Annotated in this window: 16 protein-coding genes; 8 read left to right on the forward strand and 8 right to left on the reverse strand. The window is 72.4% G+C overall.

Annotation, left to right across the window (positions count from 1 at the left end):
- Positions 1 to 39: 39 nt before the first annotated feature.
- Positions 40 to 1,566 (forward strand): glycerol kinase GlpK, encoded by a 1,527-nt coding sequence (gene glpK, locus AB0K02_RS06630; protein ID WP_365991241.1) that lies wholly within the window; start codon positions 40 to 42, stop codon positions 1,564 to 1,566.
- Between the two features lie 12 nt (positions 1,567 to 1,578).
- Complete coding sequence (locus AB0K02_RS06635; RefSeq protein WP_365991268.1) at positions 1,579 to 3,204, forward strand: glycerol-3-phosphate dehydrogenase/oxidase; 1,626 nt, start codon at positions 1,579 to 1,581, stop codon at positions 3,202 to 3,204.
- A 47-nt stretch (positions 3,205 to 3,251) separates the two neighbouring features.
- Here the strand turns inward: AB0K02_RS06635 and AB0K02_RS06640 are convergent, their stop codons facing one another.
- Positions 3,252 to 4,622 (reverse strand): MFS transporter, encoded by a 1,371-nt coding sequence (locus tag AB0K02_RS06640; RefSeq protein ID WP_365991242.1) that lies wholly within the window; start codon positions 4,620 to 4,622, stop codon positions 3,252 to 3,254.
- A gap of 159 nt (positions 4,623 to 4,781) precedes the next feature.
- Here AB0K02_RS06640 and AB0K02_RS06645 point away from each other — a divergent pair, with 159 nt between their 5' ends.
- A complete protein-coding gene (locus tag AB0K02_RS06645; protein ID WP_365991243.1) occupies positions 4,782 to 5,453 on the forward strand; it encodes a FadR/GntR family transcriptional regulator in 672 nt (223 codons plus the stop codon).
- Positions 5,454 to 5,805: 352 nt separating this feature from the next.
- Positions 5,806 to 6,840: a PAC2 family protein gene (locus AB0K02_RS06650; RefSeq protein ID WP_365991244.1), complete on the forward strand. Its 1,035-nt coding sequence runs from the start codon at positions 5,806 to 5,808 to the stop codon at positions 6,838 to 6,840.
- 110 nt (positions 6,841 to 6,950) lie between these two features.
- Here AB0K02_RS06650 and AB0K02_RS06655 read toward each other — a convergent pair whose 3' ends face one another.
- From AB0K02_RS06655 to AB0K02_RS06675, 5 genes are all read right to left on the reverse strand, one after another.
- Complete coding sequence (locus AB0K02_RS06655; RefSeq protein ID WP_365991245.1) at positions 6,951 to 7,925, reverse strand: superoxide dismutase; 975 nt, start codon at positions 7,923 to 7,925, stop codon at positions 6,951 to 6,953.
- A 147-nt stretch (positions 7,926 to 8,072) separates the two neighbouring features.
- Positions 8,073 to 9,302: a cysteine--1-D-myo-inosityl 2-amino-2-deoxy-alpha-D-glucopyranoside ligase gene (gene mshC / locus AB0K02_RS06660; RefSeq protein WP_365991246.1), complete on the reverse strand. Its 1,230-nt coding sequence runs from the start codon at positions 9,300 to 9,302 to the stop codon at positions 8,073 to 8,075.
- A 104-nt stretch (positions 9,303 to 9,406) separates the two neighbouring features.
- Positions 9,407 to 10,234, reverse strand: a complete 828-nt coding sequence (locus AB0K02_RS06665) for an SCO1664 family protein (RefSeq protein ID WP_365991247.1) — start codon at positions 10,232 to 10,234, stop codon at positions 9,407 to 9,409.
- Positions 10,198 to 10,788, reverse strand: a complete 591-nt coding sequence (locus AB0K02_RS06670) for a DUF3090 domain-containing protein (protein ID WP_365991248.1) — start codon at positions 10,786 to 10,788, stop codon at positions 10,198 to 10,200. The genes AB0K02_RS06665 and AB0K02_RS06670 overlap by 37 nt, the downstream gene beginning before the upstream one ends.
- A 68-nt stretch (positions 10,789 to 10,856) precedes the next feature.
- Positions 10,857 to 11,561: a histidine phosphatase family protein gene (locus tag AB0K02_RS06675; RefSeq protein WP_365991249.1), complete on the reverse strand. Its 705-nt coding sequence runs from the start codon at positions 11,559 to 11,561 to the stop codon at positions 10,857 to 10,859.
- Here AB0K02_RS06675 and AB0K02_RS06680 point away from each other — a divergent pair.
- Both AB0K02_RS06680 and corA read left to right on the forward strand, forming a co-directional pair.
- A complete protein-coding gene (locus tag AB0K02_RS06680; protein ID WP_365991250.1) occupies positions 11,560 to 11,697 on the forward strand; it encodes a hypothetical protein in 138 nt (45 codons plus the stop codon). The genes AB0K02_RS06675 and AB0K02_RS06680 overlap by 2 nt on opposite strands.
- Positions 11,698 to 11,962: 265 nt before the next feature.
- A complete protein-coding gene (gene corA / locus AB0K02_RS06685; protein WP_365991251.1) occupies positions 11,963 to 12,946 on the forward strand; it encodes a magnesium/cobalt transporter CorA in 984 nt (327 codons plus the stop codon).
- An 18-nt stretch (positions 12,947 to 12,964) separates the two neighbouring features.
- On the opposite strand, the gene AB0K02_RS06690 is transcribed toward corA, so the two are convergent.
- Together AB0K02_RS06690 and AB0K02_RS06695 are read right to left on the reverse strand one after the other, a co-directional pair.
- Positions 12,965 to 13,750, reverse strand: a complete 786-nt coding sequence (locus tag AB0K02_RS06690; protein WP_365991252.1) for a ferritin-like domain-containing protein — start codon at positions 13,748 to 13,750, stop codon at positions 12,965 to 12,967.
- 206 nt (positions 13,751 to 13,956) lie between these two features.
- The gene (locus AB0K02_RS06695) at positions 13,957 to 15,006 is read right to left on the reverse strand and encodes an LLM class F420-dependent oxidoreductase (RefSeq protein WP_365991253.1); all 1,050 of its coding nucleotides are present in this window, start codon (positions 15,004 to 15,006) and stop codon (positions 13,957 to 13,959) included.
- A 129-nt stretch (positions 15,007 to 15,135) separates the two neighbouring features.
- On the opposite strand from AB0K02_RS06695, the gene AB0K02_RS06700 reads away from it, so the two are divergent.
- Together AB0K02_RS06700 and AB0K02_RS06705 are read left to right on the forward strand one after the other, a co-directional pair.
- Complete coding sequence (locus tag AB0K02_RS06700) at positions 15,136 to 16,119, forward strand: aldo/keto reductase (protein WP_365991254.1); 984 nt, start codon at positions 15,136 to 15,138, stop codon at positions 16,117 to 16,119.
- 722 nt (positions 16,120 to 16,841) lie between these two features.
- A complete protein-coding gene (locus AB0K02_RS06705) occupies positions 16,842 to 18,908 on the forward strand; it encodes an ATP-binding domain-containing protein (protein WP_365991269.1) in 2,067 nt (688 codons plus the stop codon).
- Positions 18,909 to 18,976: the final 68 nt, after the last annotated feature.

Consider the following 18,976-nt stretch of genomic DNA (forward strand, 5'->3'; position numbering starts at 1 on the left):
ACGAGCCGTATTCATGACAGACCTGAGCAGGAGCACCCCGTGACCGACGCACACACCACCGGGCCGTTCATCGCGGCCATCGACCAGGGCACCACTTCGAGCCGCTGCATCGTCTTCGACAAGGACGGCCGGATCGTCTCCGTCGACCAGAAGGAGCACGAGCAGATCTTCCCGAAGCCGGGCTGGGTCGAGCACGACGCCGCCGAGATCTGGACCAACGTCCAGGAAGTCGTGGCCGGCGCCATCGAGAAGGCCGGCATCACCTCCGCGGACGTCAAGGCCATCGGCATCACCAACCAGCGCGAGACGACGCTGCTGTGGGACAAGAACACCGGTGAGCCCGTCCACAACGCCATCGTCTGGCAGGACACCCGCACCGACGCGCTCTGCAAGGAGCTCGGCCGCAATGTGGGCCAGGACCGCTTCCGCCGCGAGACGGGCCTGCCGCTCGCCTCGTACTTCGCCGGCCCCAAGGCCCGCTGGCTGCTCGACAACGTCGAGGGCCTGCGCGAGCGCGCCGAGCGCGGCGAGATCCTCTTCGGCACCATGGACTCCTGGGTCATCTGGAACCTGACCGGCGGAGTCGACGGCGGCGTCCACGTCACCGACGTCACCAACGCCTCCCGCACCATGCTGATGAACCTGCACACCATGGAGTGGGACGACAAGATCCTCCAGTCCATGGAGGTGCCGGCGGAGATCCTGCCGGAGATCCGCTCGTCCGCCGAGGTGTACGGGCTGGCCAAGGGCGGCGCCCTGGACGGCGTACCGGTGGCCTCCGCGCTCGGCGACCAGCAGGCGGCCCTGTTCGGCCAGACCTGCTACTCGAAGGGCGAGGCGAAGTCCACCTACGGCACCGGCACCTTCATGCTGATGAACACCGGTGACGAGCCCGTCAACTCCTACAACGGCCTGCTGACCACCGTCGGCTACCGTATCGGCGACCAGAAGGCGGTCTACGCCCTGGAGGGCTCGATCGCCGTCACCGGGTCGCTGGTGCAGTGGATGCGCGACCAGATGGGCCTGATCAACTCGGCCGCCGAGATCGAGACGCTCGCGTCCTCGGTCGACGACAACGGCGGCGCCTACTTCGTCCCGGCCTTCTCCGGCCTCTTCGCCCCGTACTGGCGCTCCGACGCCCGCGGTGTGATCGCCGGACTGACCCGGTACGTCACCAAGGCGCACATCGCGCGCGCCGTTCTCGAGGCCACCGCCTGGCAGACCCGCGAGATCACCGACGCCATGACGAAGGACTCCGGCGTCGAACTGACCGCGCTCAAGGTCGACGGCGGCATGACCTCCAACAACCTGCTGATGCAGACGCTCTCGGACTTCCTGGACGCGCCGGTCGTGCGTCCGATGGTCGCCGAGACCACCTGCCTCGGCGCTGCCTACGCCGCCGGTCTGGCCGTCGGCTTCTGGCCGGACACCGACGCGCTGCGCGCCAACTGGCGCCGGGCCGCCGAGTGGACCCCCCGCATGGACGCTGACAAGCGTGATGCCGAGTACAAGAACTGGCTCAAGGCCGTGGAGCGGACCATGGGCTGGCTCGACGAGGAAAACTGACGAGGAGCAATGATGACCACCCTGCAGAGCGTCCCCGACCACGGGACGCGCCCGGCCTCCGGCTCGACTGTGTCCTCCTTCAAGGCAGCGAGCCGCGCCGAGACCCGGGAGCAGCTCTCCACGGCGACGTACGACCTCCTGGTGATCGGCGGCGGCATCCTGGGCATCTCCACCGCCTGGCATGCGGCGCAGTCCGGACTGCGGGTGGCCCTGGTGGACGCCGGCGACTTCGCCGGCGCCACCTCCTCCGCCTCCTCCAAGCTGCTCCACGGCGGTCTGCGATACCTGCAGACCGGCGCGGTGAAGCTGGTCGCGGAGAACCACTTCGAGCGGCGTGCAGTCTCCCGCCAGGTGGCGCCGCACCTGGCCAACCCGCTCACCTTCTACCTGCCGGTCTACAAGGGCGGCCCGCACGGTGCCGCGAAGCTGGGCGCGGGCGTCTTCGCCTACTCCGCGCTCTCCGCCTTCGGCGACGGCGTCGGTCACCTGCTCAGCCCGGCGAAGGCCGCGGCCGACGTGCCCGAGCTGCGCACCGACAACCTGAAGGCCGTCGCCGTCTACGGCGACGACCAGATGAACGACGCGCGCATGGCCCTGATGACCGTCCGCGCGGCCGTCGAGGCCGGTGCGACCGTCCTCAACCACGCCGAGGTCACCGGCCTGCGCTTCACCCGCGGCCGGGTCACCGGCGCCGAGCTCAGGGACCGCACCGACGGCACCGAGTTCGGTCTCGACGCCCGCCTGGTTCTCAACGCCACCGGTCCGTGGGTGGACCACCTGCGCCGCATGGAGGACCCGGACGCGGCTCCCTCCATCCGCCTGTCGAAGGGGGCGCACCTCGTCCTCAAGCGCACCTCCCCCTGGAAGGCCGCGCTCGCGACGCCGATCGACAAGTACCGCATCACGTTCGCCCTGCCCTGGGAGGACATGCTGCTGCTCGGTACGACGGACGAGGAGTACGAGGGCGACCCGGCGGACGTCGCGGTCAACGAGAAGGACATCACGCAGATCCTGGACGAGGCCGCGTTCTCGATCCGCGACCAGCAGCTGTCGCGCGATCTGATCACGTACTCCTTCGCCGGTCTGCGCGTCCTTCCCGGCGGCCCCGGCGACACGTCCAAGGCCAAGCGGGAGACCGTCGTCACCGAGGGCCGCGGCGGCATGCTGTCGGTGGCCGGCGGCAAGTGGACGACCTTCCGCCACATCGGCCGGACGGTGATGCACAAGCTGGAGACGCTCCCTGGCCGGCCGCTCGCGGAGGACATGGAGCCGATCGCCGAGCTGCCGAAGAAGCTGCCGCTGCCGGGCATCGCCAACCCGAACGCGGTCGCGCACCGCCTCCTGGTCGACGGCGGCACGCCCGGCCCGCGCATGGCGGCCGACACCGCCCGCCACCTCGCCACGCACTACGGCTCGCTGTCGTTCGACATAGCCCGTATGGCGAGCGAGGACCCGGCGCTGGCCGAGCGCATCCACCCCGACGCGCCGGAGATCTGGGCGCAGGTCGTGTACGCGCGTGACCACGAGTGGGCCGAGACGGCGGACGACGTGCTGCGCCGCCGTACGACGCTGACGATCCGGGGCCTTGCGACGGACGAGATCCGCGGGAAGGTCGAGGACCTGCTCGGCAAGAAGTAGGAGCGATCCAGGAGGGGGCGGCACACCGCGGGGGTGCCGCCCCCTCCTCATGCGTTGAGCTCCTCCAGCGTCCTGCCCTTCGTCTCGACAGCGAGCAGGGCGACGACGGCGCCCACCGCCGCCACCGCCGCGAACTGCGCGAAGACCATGGCCAGGCCGCCGCCCGCGCCGAGGATCACGCCCAGGGTGACCGGCCCGAGAATGACGCCGAGCCGGTTGCACAGGCCGCCGAACGCGGCGCCCTTGGCTCGGTTGCGGGTGGGGTAGAGCTCGGGCGAGTACAGGTAGAGCCCGGAGTTGACCGTGTAGAGGAAGAAGGTCGTGCCGGAGGCGAAGAGGGCGACCTGGAGGCCGGAGGTCGCACCGGCCAGAGCCAGCATGCCGAGGGTGACCGCGGTGCCGCCGAGTGCGGTCACCAGGGCGGGTCTGCGGCCCACCCGGTCGATCACCAGCGCGACGACGAGCGTGCCGAGCAGTCCGGTGACGTTGCCGAGCAGGGTGTAGCCGAGCGCGGTTCTCAGGTCGAGGCCGAAGTTCTTGGTGTAGAGGGACGGCAGCCAGGTGGAGATGCCGTGGTTGACGTAGTAGGCGACGAACCAGAGCGCGGAGACGACCGCCGTACGGCGCAGGTAGCGGCCCGAGAACAGTTCCCGCAGCCGGCCCCGCGAGGTGTCCTCCTCCGGCCGTGCGGACGGCGCCGGGGCGGGCAGTGGCCTGCGCGTGGCCTCGGCGACCTCCGCCTCGATGCGCGCGATGACCTCCTCGGCCTCCTGCGTACGGCCGCGGGCCAGCAGCCAGCGCGGGGACTCGGCCACATGGCGCGGGAGCAGGGCGGCGAACAGGACGGGTACGGCGCCGATGACGAACATCGCGCGCCAGCCGAGGGTGGGGACCACCCACACGGCGACGAGACTGGCCGCCGCCAGGCCGGCCGGGAAGATCATCTCGTAGAGGAGCACCAGTCGGCCGCGGTTGTCGGAGCGCGCGATCTCGTTGATGTAGGTGGCGGCGACGGGGACGACGCCGCCGATGCCGATGCCCTGGATCAGGCGGAAGAGGGAGAAGGCCTCGATCCCCTGGGAGAGCGCCACGGCGAGCGAGGCGAGGCCCGTCACGGCGACGCCGAGGGCGACCGTGCGCACGCGGCCGATCCGGTCGCCGAGCCAGCCGGCCGCCAGAGCGCCGAAGAGCATGCCGATCGACGCCGCGGTCAGGGCGAGGGTGGCCCCTGCCGTCGTCAGGTTCCACTCCTTCCTGAGGACGGGCAGCGCGGAGGCGGCCAGCAGCTGGTCGAACGCCTCGAAGAAGGTGACGGCACCGATCAGGAAACGGACCTTGACGTGCCAGCGGGAGTGAGGAAGCCGCTCGAGTCGGGCGGCTATGGAGTAATGGACAGGCGGGTTGGCCACAGTCGTCATGAGGGTTCCTCCCGCGGACACGGATCTGCGGAAACAGGAGACGGCAGATTGCGTCAACTTACGCCACGTCAGGGGACGGCGGGTCGCGAGGAAGGCCGTGACCGAGGACGGGCCGCCAGCGGCATAATCGTCGATACATCGGATGTATGGAGGTCGCCCGTGGCTGTCACCGACGAGGCCATCGAGAAGATCAAGCGGATGATCGTCTCCGGCGCGCTGCGCCCGGGCGACCGCCTCCCCAAGGAGAGCGAACTGGCCGCGGAGCTGGGCCTGTCGCGGAACTCGCTGCGGGAGGCGGTGCGGGCGCTGTCCCTGATCCGCATCCTCGATGTGCGGCAGGGCGACGGCACATATGTGACAAGCCTGGACCCGCAGTTGCTCCTGGAGGCGTTGAGCTTCGTCGTCGACTTCCACCGGGACGACACGGTGCTGGAGTTCCTGGCGGTACGGAGAATCCTGGAACCGGCGGCCACGGCGATGGCGGCGACGCGGATCAGCGAGGCGGAACTCGGCTGCCTCGGCGAGCAGTTGGACGCGCTGGGGGAACAGCCGTCGGTGGAGGAACTGGTCACGGCGGACCTGGAGTTCCACCGCGGCATCGTGCGGTCGTCGGGGAATTCGGTGCTGTGCTCCCTGCTTGAGGGCCTCTCCGGGCCGGCGACCCTGGCCCGCATCTGGCGCGGCCTGCCCCGGGAGGACGCGGTGAGCCGCACGCTCCACGAACACCGAGCGATCCTGTCGGCGCTGCGGGACCACGACGCGGAGGCGGCGAGGTCGTGGGCGACGGTGCATGTGGCGAGCGTGGAGCAGTGGCTGCGGTCGACTCCGTAGCCGTTCCCCGCCCCGCCCCTTCGAACTGGGGCTCCGCCCCGGAGGCATGGGGAAGCGGACGCCGTGGACCTCGAACTCCGTGACGGTCCGACTCAACGCACCCCCCGTGAGGAAGAACATCGGATCTCTGCGCTGGACATCCGATGTATAGCGTTGGCCATACCTCACCGGTCGGGGGGGCTGGGGCGAAAGGTCCCCCCACAGCTCGGATGAATGGGCGTCTCACCCTTCCAGCTTCCGGACATACGTCCGGCTCCGGGAGTTCACCCTGGCGTGCAAGGGGGCTGCGGCGGGGCACCCGGTAAGCCGTAAGGTTGGGACGTAATGAAGGGAACTTCGGAAGGAGGCCTGGGTGATCGAGCTCGAGGGGGTACCCGAGCTGATCGACCCGGTCATGGTGGCCGCGTTCGAGGGCTGGAACGACGCCGGCGACGCCGCCTCCACCGCGGTCGCTCACCTGGACCGGGAATGGAAGGGCGAGGTGTTCGCGGCGCTCGACGCCGAGGACTACTACGACTTCCAGGTCAACCGGCCCACGGTGTGGCTGGACGGCGGTGTACGGAAGATCACCTGGCCCACCACCCGGCTCTCCGTGGTGCGCGTCGGCGGTGAGAAGCCGCGCGATCTGGTCCTGGTCCGCGGCATCGAGCCGTCCATGCGCTGGCGTTCGTTCTGCAACGAGATCCTGGGCTTCGCCCACGAGCTGGGCGTCGAGATGGTCGTGATCCTGGGTGCGCTGCTCGGCGACACCCCGCACACGCGGCCGGTGCCGGTCAGCGGCATCACCTCCGACCCGGATCTCGCGCGGACGATGGACCTGGAGGAGACCCGGTACGAGGGGCCGACCGGCATCGTCGGCATCCTCCAGGAGGCGTGCACGCACGCCGGGGTGCCCGCGGTGAGCCTGTGGGCCGCGGTCCCGCACTACGTGTCCCAGCCGCCCAACCCCAAGGCCACCTTGGCGCTGCTGAACCGCCTGGAGGACCTGATCGGCCTGCGCATCCCGCTCGGCGAACTGCCCGAGGACGCGCGGGCCTGGCAGCTGGGCGTGGACCAACTGGCCGCCGAGGACACGGAAGTGGCCGAGTACGTGCAGACGCTGGAGGAGGCGCGGGACACCGCCGAACTGCCCGAGGCGTCCGGTGAGGCCATCGCCCGGGAGTTCGAGCGCTACCTGCGGCGACGGGACGGCGGGCACGGCGGGCATGCGACCGACGGCGGCGAGGGCAGCTCGTACCTGCGCGACACCTCCAGCGGGCGCACCCGTCCGCCGGCGCCGCACCGGCCCGAGGCGGACGCGGCGGAGCCGGGTGACGAACCGGGCGCCGAGCGGGAGCCGGACCGCGAGGACGACGGCGGCGAGGCGACCGGGTCGTCGGAGGACTGAGGGCCCGAGGCGACCGGGTCGTCGGAGGACTGAGGGCCCGAGGGCCGAGAGACACGACGAGCGGGGTGGTGCCGGAAAGCCGGCACCGCCCCGCCGCGTGCCGGGCCGCTTCACACCTGGTCGACGGCGACCACGTCGTAGTCGGTGTCGGGCTTCGGCTGCACGTCGAAGCGTGCGTTGGGCAGATAGATCCGCCGGCCCCACGCGGCGGCCGTGGTGGGGACGCGGAAACGCGGGTCGGTGATCCGCGCGACCGGCGTGCCCTCCGTGCCCGCGTCGTTCAGCCGGACCACTTCCACCCGGTTGAGCCGCTGCTGGACGATGTACAGGTCGCGGCCGAGCAGCAGGAGTCCGTCCCCGTGCGGGATCTTGAGGTCGCCCAGTCCGACTCTTCGCGCCACGCCCGTGCGCGGATCCACGCGCATCAACGAACCGCCCGCCACGGCGGAGTTCACCACGAGCAGGGCCCGCCCGTCCGGCGTCCGCGCGATGCCGTTGGCGGTGAAGTCCCTGCCCTGCTCCCACTCCCCGCCGAGCGCGACCGTGGCCACCTCGCGCCCGGGCTCACCGTCCCGGTCGATGGGGAGCCGGTAGAGCTGGGGGCGGAAGGAGTCCGTGAACCAGGCCGCGCCGGGCGTGAGAACCACGTCGTTCACCATCGAGCCGGAGCCGCCGACGGAGAAGTTGCGGACGATCTCCCTCGAGCGGATGTCGGCGACCCTGATCTCCCGGCTGAGGCCGCCGCTGAGATAGAGGCGCCGTTCGGGCCCGTCGATCTTGAGGCCGACGACGGAGCGGTCCCGCCCCAGCCCCTCGATCACGACGCGGCCGCGGCCGGTGGCCAGCTCGGCCCGGTACACGTCGCCGTCGGCGAGGGAGCCGAGCCAGGCGAACGGTGTGCGGCCGATGGTGATGCCCTCCGGGCGGAAGCCGTTCGGCAGGGCGAAGCGGGTGGGCCAGGCCCGGCCGGGCGCGGCGGCCGGTCCGGCCGCCTGTGCGGGCCCCGTCAGGGGGCCGAGCAGCGTGGCTCCACCCAGTGCGGCGGCGGAGCCGAGCAGTGTTCTGCGAGTGAAGGAACGTTCCACGATGCGTCCTTCCGGCAACTGGTCGACGACATGCCTCTCAGGGCCTCTCGTGCCAGCTCATCACACGCCGGTGGCTCACGCCGCGCGAAAGCGCACGCGTGCCGGGCGGGCGGTAGGCCGTCCGCCCGGCACGGCCGGGGTCCGTTGCTAGAGCGCCACGCCCAGCAGAGCGTCGACCGCGCGGGACACCAGCCCCGGAGCGCCTTCGTCCGTGCCGCCCTCGGAGTGCTGCAGGGCGGCCCAGCGGTCGACCGCGGCGAGAGCCGCGGGAGCGTCGAGGTCGTTCGCGAGCGCCTCGCGGATCTCCTCCACCAGGCCGTCCGCGGACGGCCCGTCGGGCCGCGAGACGGCCGCGCGCCAGCGCCCGAGCCGCTCGACCGCGTCGCTCAACACCGTGTCCGTCCACTCCCAGTCTGCCCGGTAGTGGTGCGACAGGAGGGAGAGGCGGATAGCGGCGGGGTCCACGCCGTCACGGCGCAGTTTGGAGACGAAGACCAGGTTGCCCTTGGACTTGGACATCTTCTCGCCGTCGAGGGCGACCATGCCCGCGTGCACGTACGCCGTGGCGAAGGGGTGCTCGCCGGTGAGCACCTGGGCGTGCGACGCGCCCATCTCGTGGTGCGGGAAGGCGAGGTCGGAGCCACCGCCCTGCACGTCGAATCCCATGCCGAGGTGATCGAGGGCGATGGCGACGCACTCGATGTGCCAGCCCGGCCGGCCGCGGCCGAGGCTGCCGCCGTCCCAGCTGGGCTCGCCCGCACGGGCGGCCATCCACAGCATCGGGTCGAGGGGGTTCTTCTTGCCGGGGCGCTCCGGGTCGCCGCCGCGCTCCGCGGACAGCAGCCGCATGGCCTCGGCGTCGAGCCGGGAGACCTCGCCGAAGTGCGGGTCCGCCTCCACGGAGAAGTAGATGTCGCCCTCGAGCTCGTACGCGGCGCCCGCGTCCCGGAGCCGTTCCACGAGGGGAACGATGCCCGGTATCGCCTCGACGGCGCCGATGTAGTGCTGCGGGGGCAGCATCCTCAGGGCGGTCATGTCCTCGCGGAACAGGGCCGTTTCGCGCTCGGCGAGCTCGGTCCAGTCATGCCCGTCGCGGATCGCGCGCTCGAGCAGCGGATCGTCCACGTCCGTCACGTTCTGGACGTAGTGAACCTGCCGCTTGGTGTCGAGCCACACGCGCTGCACGAGGTCGAACGCGTTGTAGGTCGCCGCGTGACCCATGTGGGTCGCGTCGTACGGCGTGATGCCGCAGACGTAGATACGGGCGACGGGACCGGGGTCGAGGGTCACCAGACCGTCGGTCGCGGTGTCGTGGATCCGGAGGTCGCGGCCCTTGCCGGGCAGGGCGGGGACCTCAGAAGCGGGCCAGGCATGCATGCCACGAGCCTAACCGGACGCATGTTCCGCATACGAACCGGATCACTGCTCTTGGCCGGTTGGGCGCTCTTGCGATCGGCCGGGAGGTGTGTCCGAGCGACCCGCTACACCGGTGGCCAGGGAATGGCGGGCCACTCGCCCGACGGGACGGGATGGGCCCCCGAGGCCAGCAGCGCCGCCACACGGGCCCGTACGGCGGCGACCTCGGCGGGGGTGAGCAATTCGGCCAGGCGGGTGGCGAGCGGCGCCCCGTCCGTGAGCGCGGCGGCCACCGACGTGAGCGTCTCGGTCACCTCGGCGGGCAGCGGCTCCCCCGCCCAGCCCCACAGCAGAGTGCGCAGCTTGTCGTCGGTGTTGAACGTGACCCCGTGGTCGATGGCGTACAGGGCCCCGTCGACCGTGGGGAGCAGGTGGCCGCCCTTGCGGTCACCGTTGTTGATCACCGCGTCGAGCACGGCCAGGCGGCGCAGCCGCTCGTCGTCGGCGTGGACGAGCAGGGCCGTGCGCCCCTCGCCGACGTCGGCGAAGCCGACCGCCTTCCAGCCCTCGCCGGGCTCCTCGGCCTCGACCAGCGCGAGCAGCGAGGCCTCGGGGTCGGCCTCGATCCACAGCTGGACCATGCCCTGCCCGTAGGGGCCGTCCCGCAGCACGGTGGGCGGCACGAGACCCCAGCCGGTGGCCTCCGAGAGCTCGTACGCGGCCACCTCGCGCTGGGCGAGCGTGCCGTCGGGGAAGTCCCACAGCGGACGCTCGCCGGCGATCGGCTTGTAGACGCAGTGGGCCTCGTCGCCCTCGTAGGCCACGGAGCAGTAGAGCACCGCGTTGGACGCCTCACGCAGACGTCCGCGCACGGTGAGCTCGCCCTTCTCCAGGAGCGTGAGCACGTCGGCCGTTCTCACGCGCCCCGTCGGTACCCGTTCTGGCGCGGGCATACGTGTCCTTCCGGATCGAGCGGCAGGCTGCAGAGCGGGCACGGCGGCCGGCCGGCGTTCACCACGTCCAGCGCCCGCTTGGCGAACGCCCTGGCCTGGGCGCCGGTGAGCCGGACGCGCAGCATCGGGGGGCCGTTCTCCTCGTCCTGCAGCAACCGCTCCTCGGCCTCCGCGAGATCCTCCTCGGAGTCGGCGTCCAGCTCGACGAGCGCCTGCGCCTCGACGATCATGCGCTGTTCCTCGCCGTCCCACGCCAGCGCCATCGTGCCGACGCGGAACTCCTCCTCGACCGGATTGTCGAGGGGCGCCGTGTCGGCGACGTCCGCGGGAGCCACGGCCGGCACGGGAGCGTTGCCCCCGGTGCGGCGCACCACCTCGTCCAGGAGCTCGTCGATCCGCTCGGCGAGCGCGGCGACCTGAGTCTTCTCCAGAGCGACGCTGGTGACGCGCCCTGCGGCGGAAGCCTGCAGGAAGAACGTACGGCGTCCAGGCAGCCCGACCGTGCCGGCCACGAAACGCTCCGGCGGGTCGTAGAGGAACACCTGACGGGACACGTCCTGTCTCCCTTGGGATCGGTCTTCGGATCGGTCTTTCGGCCCGTCCACCCTACTGCGCGACGCGATCACGGTGCGCCCGCGCCGCCTCCGACGACGGCACGTCCGCTCTCCTCGCTCCTCTCCTCCTCGCCGGTCACCCGCGGCACGAGCGAGTTGAAGTCCCCTGTGTCGCCGAGGCGCAGCAGGAAGGGGCGGGTGCGGGTGTAGCGGATCGCGGTGACCGAGCAGGGCTCCACGTGAACGCGCTGGAAGAGGTCGAGATGCATGCCGAGGGCGTCGGCGACCAGGGACTTGATGATGTCCCCGTGCGAGCACATCGCATAGACGGCGCCGTCGCCGTGCTCCCGCTCGACGCGCGCGTTCCAGTCGCGTACGGCGTCGACGGCGCGCGCCTGCATGGCGCGCATCGACTCGCCGCCGGGGAATGCGGCGGCGGACGGATGCTGCTGCACGACCTCCATCAGCGGCTCGTCGGCGAGTTCGCCGAGCTTGCGGCCCGACCAGTCTCCGTAGTCGCACTCGCCGATCCGCCCGTCGGTCTCCAGGGTCAGGCCGGGCCGCGCGTCGAGCAGCGGCTGCAGCGTCTCGCGGCAGCGTTCCAGCGGGCTGGAGACGACGGCGGCGAGGGGTACCCCCGCGAGGCGGGCGGGCAGGTCGGCGGCCTGGGCGGCCCCGCGTTCGTCGAGGTGGACGCCGGGCGTCCGGCCGGCCAGCACACCGGCGGTGTTTGCGGTGGAACGTCCGTGCCGTACGAGGATGAGCGTGGCCATGACCGCAAGCCTACGGCGGTCCGGCCCGCATGCCGGGGTGTGCGGCGGTGATCGGCAGGGCACACCCGGCACCTTCGCCGCCGGATTCACCGAAGGCGGATCGGCGGTCCTCGAGCAGGAGACGTCATCACCCTGAGCGTGAGCGCGGCTGCCCGCGGTGACGGCGACGCCCGCGTCGTCGACCACGTCAACAGGAGCCACGTGGTTTCCTGCTCTCCGGCAGGCGACGGCGGGCTGAGGCGACTGCCGGGCGGAATTCATGTTCAACCCCGATGCCGGGGGTATCAGCTACCGCGTGGTTCGACGACGGCCGCCGGACAGGATCGTCTCCGCGGAAGGGAGACCGTGACGCGAGCCCGGCCTGCTCCTGCGCGGCCCAACGACGTGGAGAAGATGCTCGGATGATCGTGGATTGCGCCATCTACCGCGACGGACGCCGCACCGAGGGCCCGTCGGACTTCTCCGATGCCCTGGACGAGGCGAGGGCCACGGGCGACGCCTTCTTGTGGATCGGCCTGCATGAACCGACGGAGAAGGAGTTCGACCATGTCTCCGAGGAGTTCGGCCTGCACCCGCTGGCGGTGGAGGACGCGCTCAAGGCACATCAGCGGCCGAAGCTGGAGGTGTACGACGACTCGTTGTTCGTGGTGCTGAAGCCGGTGGTCTACGAGACCGAGAGCGACACGGTCAGCGCCGGCGAACTGATGGTCTTCATAGGGGACTCGTTCGTGGTGACGGTCCGCCACGGCGAGGGCGCCCCGCTGCACGCCGTGCGCGAACGGCTGGAGGCGGAGCCGACGGTGCTGCGGCACGGGCCGACCGCGGTGCTCTACGCGATCAGCGACGCGGTCGTCGACCACTACATAGAGGTGGCGGCCGAGTTGCAACTGGACCTGGAGGAGACGGAGGCGGAGGTCTTCGCCCCGGGCGGCAAGGACGCCAGGAACACGGCGGCGCGGATCTACACCTTCAAGCGCCAGGTGCTGGAGTTCCGCCGGGCCGCGGGGCCGCTGGCGGCGCCGATGACGCGGCTCGCGGGGGCCGGCGTGCCGTTCGTCGACGAGCACTCGCAGCCGTTCTTCCGGGATGTCAGCGACCACCTGACCCGGGCGAACGAACAGGTGGAGGGGCTGGACCGGCTGCTGTCGGACATCCTGTCCGCCCATCTCGCGCAGATGGGCGTCCGGCAGAACGACGACATGCGCAAGATCTCGGCCTGGGCCGCGATGGCCGCGGTCCCGACGATGGTCGCCGGCATCTACGGGATGAACTTCGACCACATGCCGGAGCTGCACTGGGTGTGGGCGTATCCGGCGGTCCTGCTGCTGATGGCGGGCGCGGTCGTCGGCCTGCACCGGCTGTTCAAGCACCGGGGCTGGCTGTAGGCCCGGCGTCGGGGCCGGTCAGACGGCGGGCGCGGGCGTGGGCGGCCCGTCGAGCGCTCCGCGCCGCTCCGGCATCGCGAGGGTGACCATGCGCCGCCAGCCGCCGATCCGCTCGTACGCGTACATCCCGTGAACGCCCGCGGCGAGCGCCGCCGACTTGGCCTTCGGCCAGCGCAGCAGGCGGCCCATGTGGCCCATCACGGCCAGGCTGACGTCGCGGTGGACCGCGATCTCGTTGAGCGCGCTCTCCCACAGCACCTGCTGGATCCTGCGGCCGTGCCCGGCCGCGGCGAGCCGGAGCAACTCCTCGTGGCAGTAGGCGAGATGGTTGTCCTCGTCCGCGGAGATCATCCTGATGGCCCTGCCCACCTCCGGATGGTCGCCGAAGTGCTTGACGAGCATGACCATCTGGTCGGCGGCGCGCTGCTCGGTGACCCGGCTGTGCGCGAGGTAGACGACGATGTCCTCTTCGGTGAGCGGCTCGTCGCGGCGCAGTTTGTCGTGCGCGAGCCCGATGCCCCGCTTCTCGAGCAGCATCGTGTAGTCGGTCTCGGGCGGTACGGGGACGGGGTCCAGCCGCCGCTTCTTGAGCAGCGCGCCGAAGATCCTGCCGTGCTTGTCCTCGTCCGCGCCGTGGCGGGTGATCTTGGGTGCAAGACGGCGCATGCTCTCCGGGACCAGGGCCGCGATACGCGCGTTCTCCCAGCCGCCCTGCCTCTCGCCGCTGGCCGCGATGGAGCAGAACAGCTGGTAGGCGTCGTCGCTGTCGACGATCTCCTGGAAAATGCTTCGGGCCGAGAGCATGTCTCCCACCTCCGTGAAGGCATCCGCGGACAACGAGTCAAGTGCGGGACGCCGAACGTGGCAACAGGTGGCGGGACCGACTGGTCCGAACGGACGAAGGCACGCGGCGCCGCGGCAGTAACCGCCGCGCCGGTCGCGCGTTGTACCCCGTGACGGCCGTGGCGGGGAAGACCCCCCGAGCCCCCACCACGGCCGCAGACTTCTCGTCAGGTGACGCCGGCGAGTTCCAGGGCCTCGGTGCCGGCGCGCAGCGCGGCGATGCGCTCGTCGAGCGTGAAACCGGCCGGGGAGAGGGTCAGGGTGGTGACCCCGGCGGCGGCGTAGGCGGTCATCCGGTCGGCGATCCGCTCCACGGAACCGAGCAGCGCCGTCTGGTCGATCAGCTGGTGCGGCACCGCCGCGGCCGCGCCCGGCTTGTCTCCGGACAAGTACCTGTCCTGGATCTCGGCGGCCTCCTTCTCGTATCCCATGCGCTGGGCGAGCTGGTTGTAGAAGTTCTGCTTCCGGCTGCCCATGCCGCCGACGTACAGCGCGGTGTAGGGGCGGAACATGTCGGCGAGCCCGGTGACGTCGTCACCGACGGCCAGCGGCAGGGTGGGGCAGACGTCGAAGCCCTCCATCGTCTTTCCGGCCTTCTCCCGGCCCGCGCGCAGGTGCTTGAGGGCGGTCTCCTCCAGGTGGTCGGCGGAGGGGAAGATCAGCAGGGCGCCGTCGGCGATCTCGCCGGTCTGCTCCAGGTTCTTGGGGCCGATCGCGGCGATGTAGAGGGGGATGTGCTCCCGCTGCGGATGGACGGTCAGCTTGATCGGCTTGCCGGGACCGCCGGGGAGCGGAAGGGTCCAGTGCTCGCCCTCGTACGTCAGACGTTCGCGGGTCATCGCCTTGCGGACGATCTCGACGTACTCGCGGGTGCGGGCGAGCGGCTTGTCGAACCTGACCCCGTACCAGCCCTCCGAGACCTGGGGACCGGAGACACCGAGGCCGAGGCGGAAGCGGCCGCCTGAGAGCGAGTCGAGGGTGGCGGCGGTCATCGCCGTCATGGCGGGCTGGCGGGCCGGGATCTGGAGGATCGCGGAACCGACGTCGATGCGCTCGGTCTGGGCGGCGACCCAGCTGAGCACGGTGGGAGCGTCGGAGCCGTACGCCTCCGCGGCCCAGCAGACGTCGTAGCCGAGCCTGTCGGCCTCCTGCGCGACGGCGAGATTGTCGCCGTCCATCCCCGCACCCCAGTAACCGAGGTTGATGCCGAGCCGCATAACCGCTCCCTCTTACTGATCAGTAACGTCCCTGTTCCGGGGACTCTAGCGTGGGTGCCCTCGATACGGCAGGGGGAGGTTGTCCACAGGCTCTCTCGGCGTGGTCCCCGGCCAGTAATCTCAGCGCCCATGGAGCAGAGGCATCTCGGCCGCACCGGCCTGCGCGTGTCCCGTATCGGACTCGGCACCCTCACCTGGGGCCGGGACACCGACGAGCACGACGCCGCCGACCTGTTGAAGGCGTTCTGGGAGGCGGGCGGAACGCTCGTCGACACGGCCGACGTCTACGGCGGCGGGGATGCCGAGTACCTGCTGGGCCGGCTCGTGGAGCGCCTCGTGCCGCGGCGCGACCTGGTCATAGCGACGAAGGCGGGCAGCGTGCCCGATCCGGACCGGCGCTTCGACGGGTCGCGCGGGCATCTGCTCGCCGCGCTCGACGCGTCGCTGGAGCGGCTCGGGACGGATTACGTCGACCTGTGGCAGGTCCACGCCTTCGACCCCGGCACACCTCTGGACGAGACGCTCCAGGCTCTGGACATCGCCGTCGCGAGCGGCCGGGCCCTGTATGCGGGGGTCTCGAACTTCTGCGGCTGGCAGCTGGCGAAGGCCGCGACCTGGCAGATGTCGGCGCCGGGGGTGCGGACGCGACTCGCGAGCACGCAGATGGAGTACTCGCTGCTGCAGCGAGGCGTGGAGCGGGAGGTGCTGCCCGCCGCGCTGGACCTGGGCGTGGGGCTGCTGCCGTCGTCGCCGCTGGGGCGCGGTGTGCTGACCGGCAAGTACCGGACGGCCACGCCCGCCGACTCGCGGGGGGCGTCGGAGCACATGGCGCCCTTCGTGGAGCCGTATCTCGACGAGGCGGCGAGCCGGATCGTGGACGCGGTGGCGACGGCGGCGGACGGTCTGGCGGCGACGCCGCTGGAGGTGGCGCTCGCGTGGGTCCGGGACCGGCCCGGCGTGGTGGCGCCGATCGTGGGCGCGCGCAACGCACAGCAGCTCACGGCGGCGTTGTCGGTGGAGGCGCTTAGTCTTCCTGACGAGATCTGCCAGGCGCTCGACGACGTGTCGGCGCCCGTGCACCGCTATCCCGACCAGGACTGGAGCACGCTGTGACCGCGCCCACCCCGGGGCGACCCCCCGGCCCCACCCCCGCCGCGCCCGCCACGGCGGACTCGCAGCCCCCTGCCCCGGCACCCGCCGCGGGCGGGCCGCAGGGCCCTGGCCCGGCGGCCACGGGGGCGCGGCCGGAGCGTGGCTCGGCGGGCGAGCCTCAGGCCAGCGACCCCGCGCCCGGGTCCGACGCGTCCGGCCCGGCGGCCGGGGCGGGCGGCGGTCCCGAGGGCGGCGAAGACCGCGTCGGGTCCAAGGCTCTGGAGCTGGCAGGTGGCGGTCACGCAGTCGGCGACGCAGCCGCCGAAGGCGGCGGGGGCGGGTCGGCCGCAGGCGCGGTGACCGACCGCGGCGGCGACACCGACGGGTCCCAGACCCCGAAGCGGGCGGACGGCAGCCCCGCCGAAGGTGGTGCCGCGGGCACGACAGGCAGCCGGGGCGGCCACATCGACGGGGCGGATGACCCGAACCCGGCGGGCGGCGGTGACGCGGGCGACGCAGCCGCCGACGACGGCGAGACTCACCGGGCTGCGGGCGGACCGGGCGCAGCCGCCGACGACGGCGACGGCCACGGCACCGGGGACGCAGCCGCTGGACACGACGCACCGAGCGCGGCGGACGATGCCGCCGAGGGCGGCGGGGGCGGGTCGGTCGCAGGGGCGGGGACCGGTAGCGGCGACACCGACGGGTCCCAGACCCCGACCCGGGCGGACGACCCGAACCCGGTGGGCGGCGGTCACGACGCGGGCGACGCAGCCGCCGACGACGGCGAGACTCACCGGGCTGCGGGCGGACCGGGCGCAGCCGCCGACGACGGCGACGGCCACGGCACCGGGGACGCAGCCCCTGGAGACGACGCACCGAGCGCCGCAGAGGGCGGGGACGAGGTCGAGGCGGAGATCGCCGCGCAGCGGGAGCTGCGCGCGCGGATCGAGAAGCGGAAGGCCGAGCGAGGCGGGCCCATCGACAGCGGGGCCAAGCTCAGCGGGAAGGCCGCCGATCTGCTCGCCGCCGTACGGGCCGTGGAGAGCGGCGACGCCGCCGGAGCGGAGTTCTTCGACGCGGCGCCGCCCGTGCCCCGGCGGCCCGCGCCGGTGCCCGCACCCGCGCCCGTCCGGGTGCCGGCGCACGCGCCGGAGGTCACGCCCGAGACCCTGGCCGCCGTGCGGGCCGTGCTCGTCCGGGGCGGCGCGCCCGAGGCGCTGGCCGGCCAGGTCGCCGAGGCCCTCGGCGAATCCGCCGCGGACCTGCTCGCCGACGACCCCTGGCAGCTGCTGTCCGTGCCCGGCGTGAGGCCGGAGCAGGCGGACGGCTTCGCGCGGGTGCTGCTCGGTGACGCGTGCGGCCCTGGTGACGAGCGGCGCGCCTCGGCGCTCGTGGCCTGGCTGCTGGAGCGGGCGGCTCTCCAGGGGCACACCGCCCAGGACGCCTCCGCCGTGCGCGCCGCGCTCGCCGAGCGGAAGGTGCCCGATCCGGACCGGGCCGTCCAGCAAGCCGTCGCCGACGGTACCGTCCTCGTCTTCCAGGAGGGTGTGGAGGACGAGCAGGGCACCGAGCCGGTGACCGTCCTGCTGGGACTCGACCGGTACGCCATGGCCGAGGAGAGCCTGGCCGACGGGCTCGCCCGGCTCGTCAGGACCGGCCCGTCCGACCAATGGGAGGGCCCCGAGCTGGTCCGCGCCGCGGGCGGGCACGGGCTCGTGGTGCACACCGGCGGCGAGGCGGCCCGCGCCGAGCCCGTCGCCCTCGCGGCACGGGCGCGGGAGCTCGGTCTGCGCACCGTCGTGGCCACGCACGGCGAGAACGGCAGCCGCAGGCTCGGTGCCGAGGTCGGCGCCGTCACGGTCCCGGCGCTGCTCTCGGGCGCGGCCGGACCGGGCCAGGACGAGGACGGCGCGCTGGCGCTCGACGTCCTCGTCGTCCTCGACGCGCCGCAGCTGGACGTGGAGACCGCCGCGATGCTCGTCGAGTCGATGCCCGACGGCAGCCGTCTGGTGCTCAGCGGCGACCCCGGCGTGCTCGGGTCTGCCGGGGCGGGCCGCGTCTTCGGCGATCTCGTCGCGGCGCGCGTGTGCCCGCAGATCGCCTCGCGGACGCCCGACCCGGGCCCGCTCGGCGAGCTGGTCTCCGGCATCGGCGTCGGGGAGCTCAACCAGGTGCCGGCACCGGAGAAGGAGATCGTGATCGTCCCGGTGCGTGACGCCGGGGAAGCGGTCCACCGCACAGTGCAGCTCGTCGCCGACTCGGTGCCGCGGGCCATCGGCGTACCGGCCGACCGGACCCAGGTGATCACCGTCGGCCACGGCGGCCCGGCGGGCACCCGCGCGCTCAACGCGGCGCTCAAGCAGCGGCTGAATCCGGGGCCCGGCCGGTTCGGCGGCTTCGACCCCGGTGACCGGGTCGCCCACGCCCAGGCGCCCGGCCGGACGCTGACCGGCACGGTGGTCTCGGCGGACGCGGAGGGGCTGCGTCTGGACTGCGAGGGGACCGGGACGGTCGTCCCGAGGGACCGGGTCGAGTCGGAGGTCCGCCACGGCTGGGCGCTCACGGCGCACCAGGCTGCGGGCATGCGCTGGCCGGCCGTCGTCGTGGTCCTGCCGGGCGACGCGGCGCGGCTGCTGAGCAGGCCGTGGGTGTACACCGCCTTCAGCCGCGCCGAACGTCATCTGTCCGTCGTGCACGGCGTCGACCAGGCCCTCGCGCGTGCCGTGGCCGAGGTGCCGGGCGCGCAGCGCACGACACGGCTGCGCTCGCTGCTGGAGGCCCTGCTGGCGGCCGGGCCCGAGTCCTAGCACGGCCGCGGCCCGGGACGACGGCATAGCGTCGTCCCGGTGTGGCGTGAGTAAGGGCTCTCGATGGT

It is taken from the genome of Streptomyces sp. NPDC049597 (genome assembly GCF_040675505.1).
Lineage (GTDB): Bacteria > Actinomycetota > Actinomycetes > Streptomycetales > Streptomycetaceae > Streptomyces.

Bases quoted from the DNA above. Each gene is read 5' to 3' on its own strand.
- AB0K02_RS06665 (WP_365991247.1), bottom strand. From the start codon at position 10,234: ATGCCCGCGCCAGAACGGGTACCGACGGGGCGCGTGAGAACGGCCGAC.
- AB0K02_RS06675 (WP_365991249.1), bottom strand. From the start codon at position 11,561: ATGGCCACGCTCATCCTCGTACGGCACGGACGTTCCACCGCAAACACC.
- AB0K02_RS06700 (WP_365991254.1), top strand. From the start codon at position 15,136: ATGGAGCAGAGGCATCTCGGCCGCACCGGCCTGCGCGTGTCCCGTATC.
- AB0K02_RS06635 (WP_365991268.1), top strand. From the start codon at position 1,579: ATGACCACCCTGCAGAGCGTCCCCGACCACGGGACGCGCCCGGCCTCC.
- AB0K02_RS06695 (WP_365991253.1), bottom strand. From the start codon at position 15,006: ATGCGGCTCGGCATCAACCTCGGTTACTGGGGTGCGGGGATGGACGGC.
- AB0K02_RS06640 (WP_365991242.1), bottom strand. From the start codon at position 4,622: ATGACGACTGTGGCCAACCCGCCTGTCCATTACTCCATAGCCGCCCGA.
- corA (WP_365991251.1), top strand. From the start codon at position 11,963: ATGATCGTGGATTGCGCCATCTACCGCGACGGACGCCGCACCGAGGGC.
- mshC (WP_365991246.1), bottom strand. From the start codon at position 9,302: ATGCATGCCTGGCCCGCTTCTGAGGTCCCCGCCCTGCCCGGCAAGGGC.
- AB0K02_RS06690 (WP_365991252.1), bottom strand. From the start codon at position 13,750: ATGCTCTCGGCCCGAAGCATTTTCCAGGAGATCGTCGACAGCGACGAC.
- AB0K02_RS06680 (WP_365991250.1), top strand. From the start codon at position 11,560: ATGACCGCAAGCCTACGGCGGTCCGGCCCGCATGCCGGGGTGTGCGGC.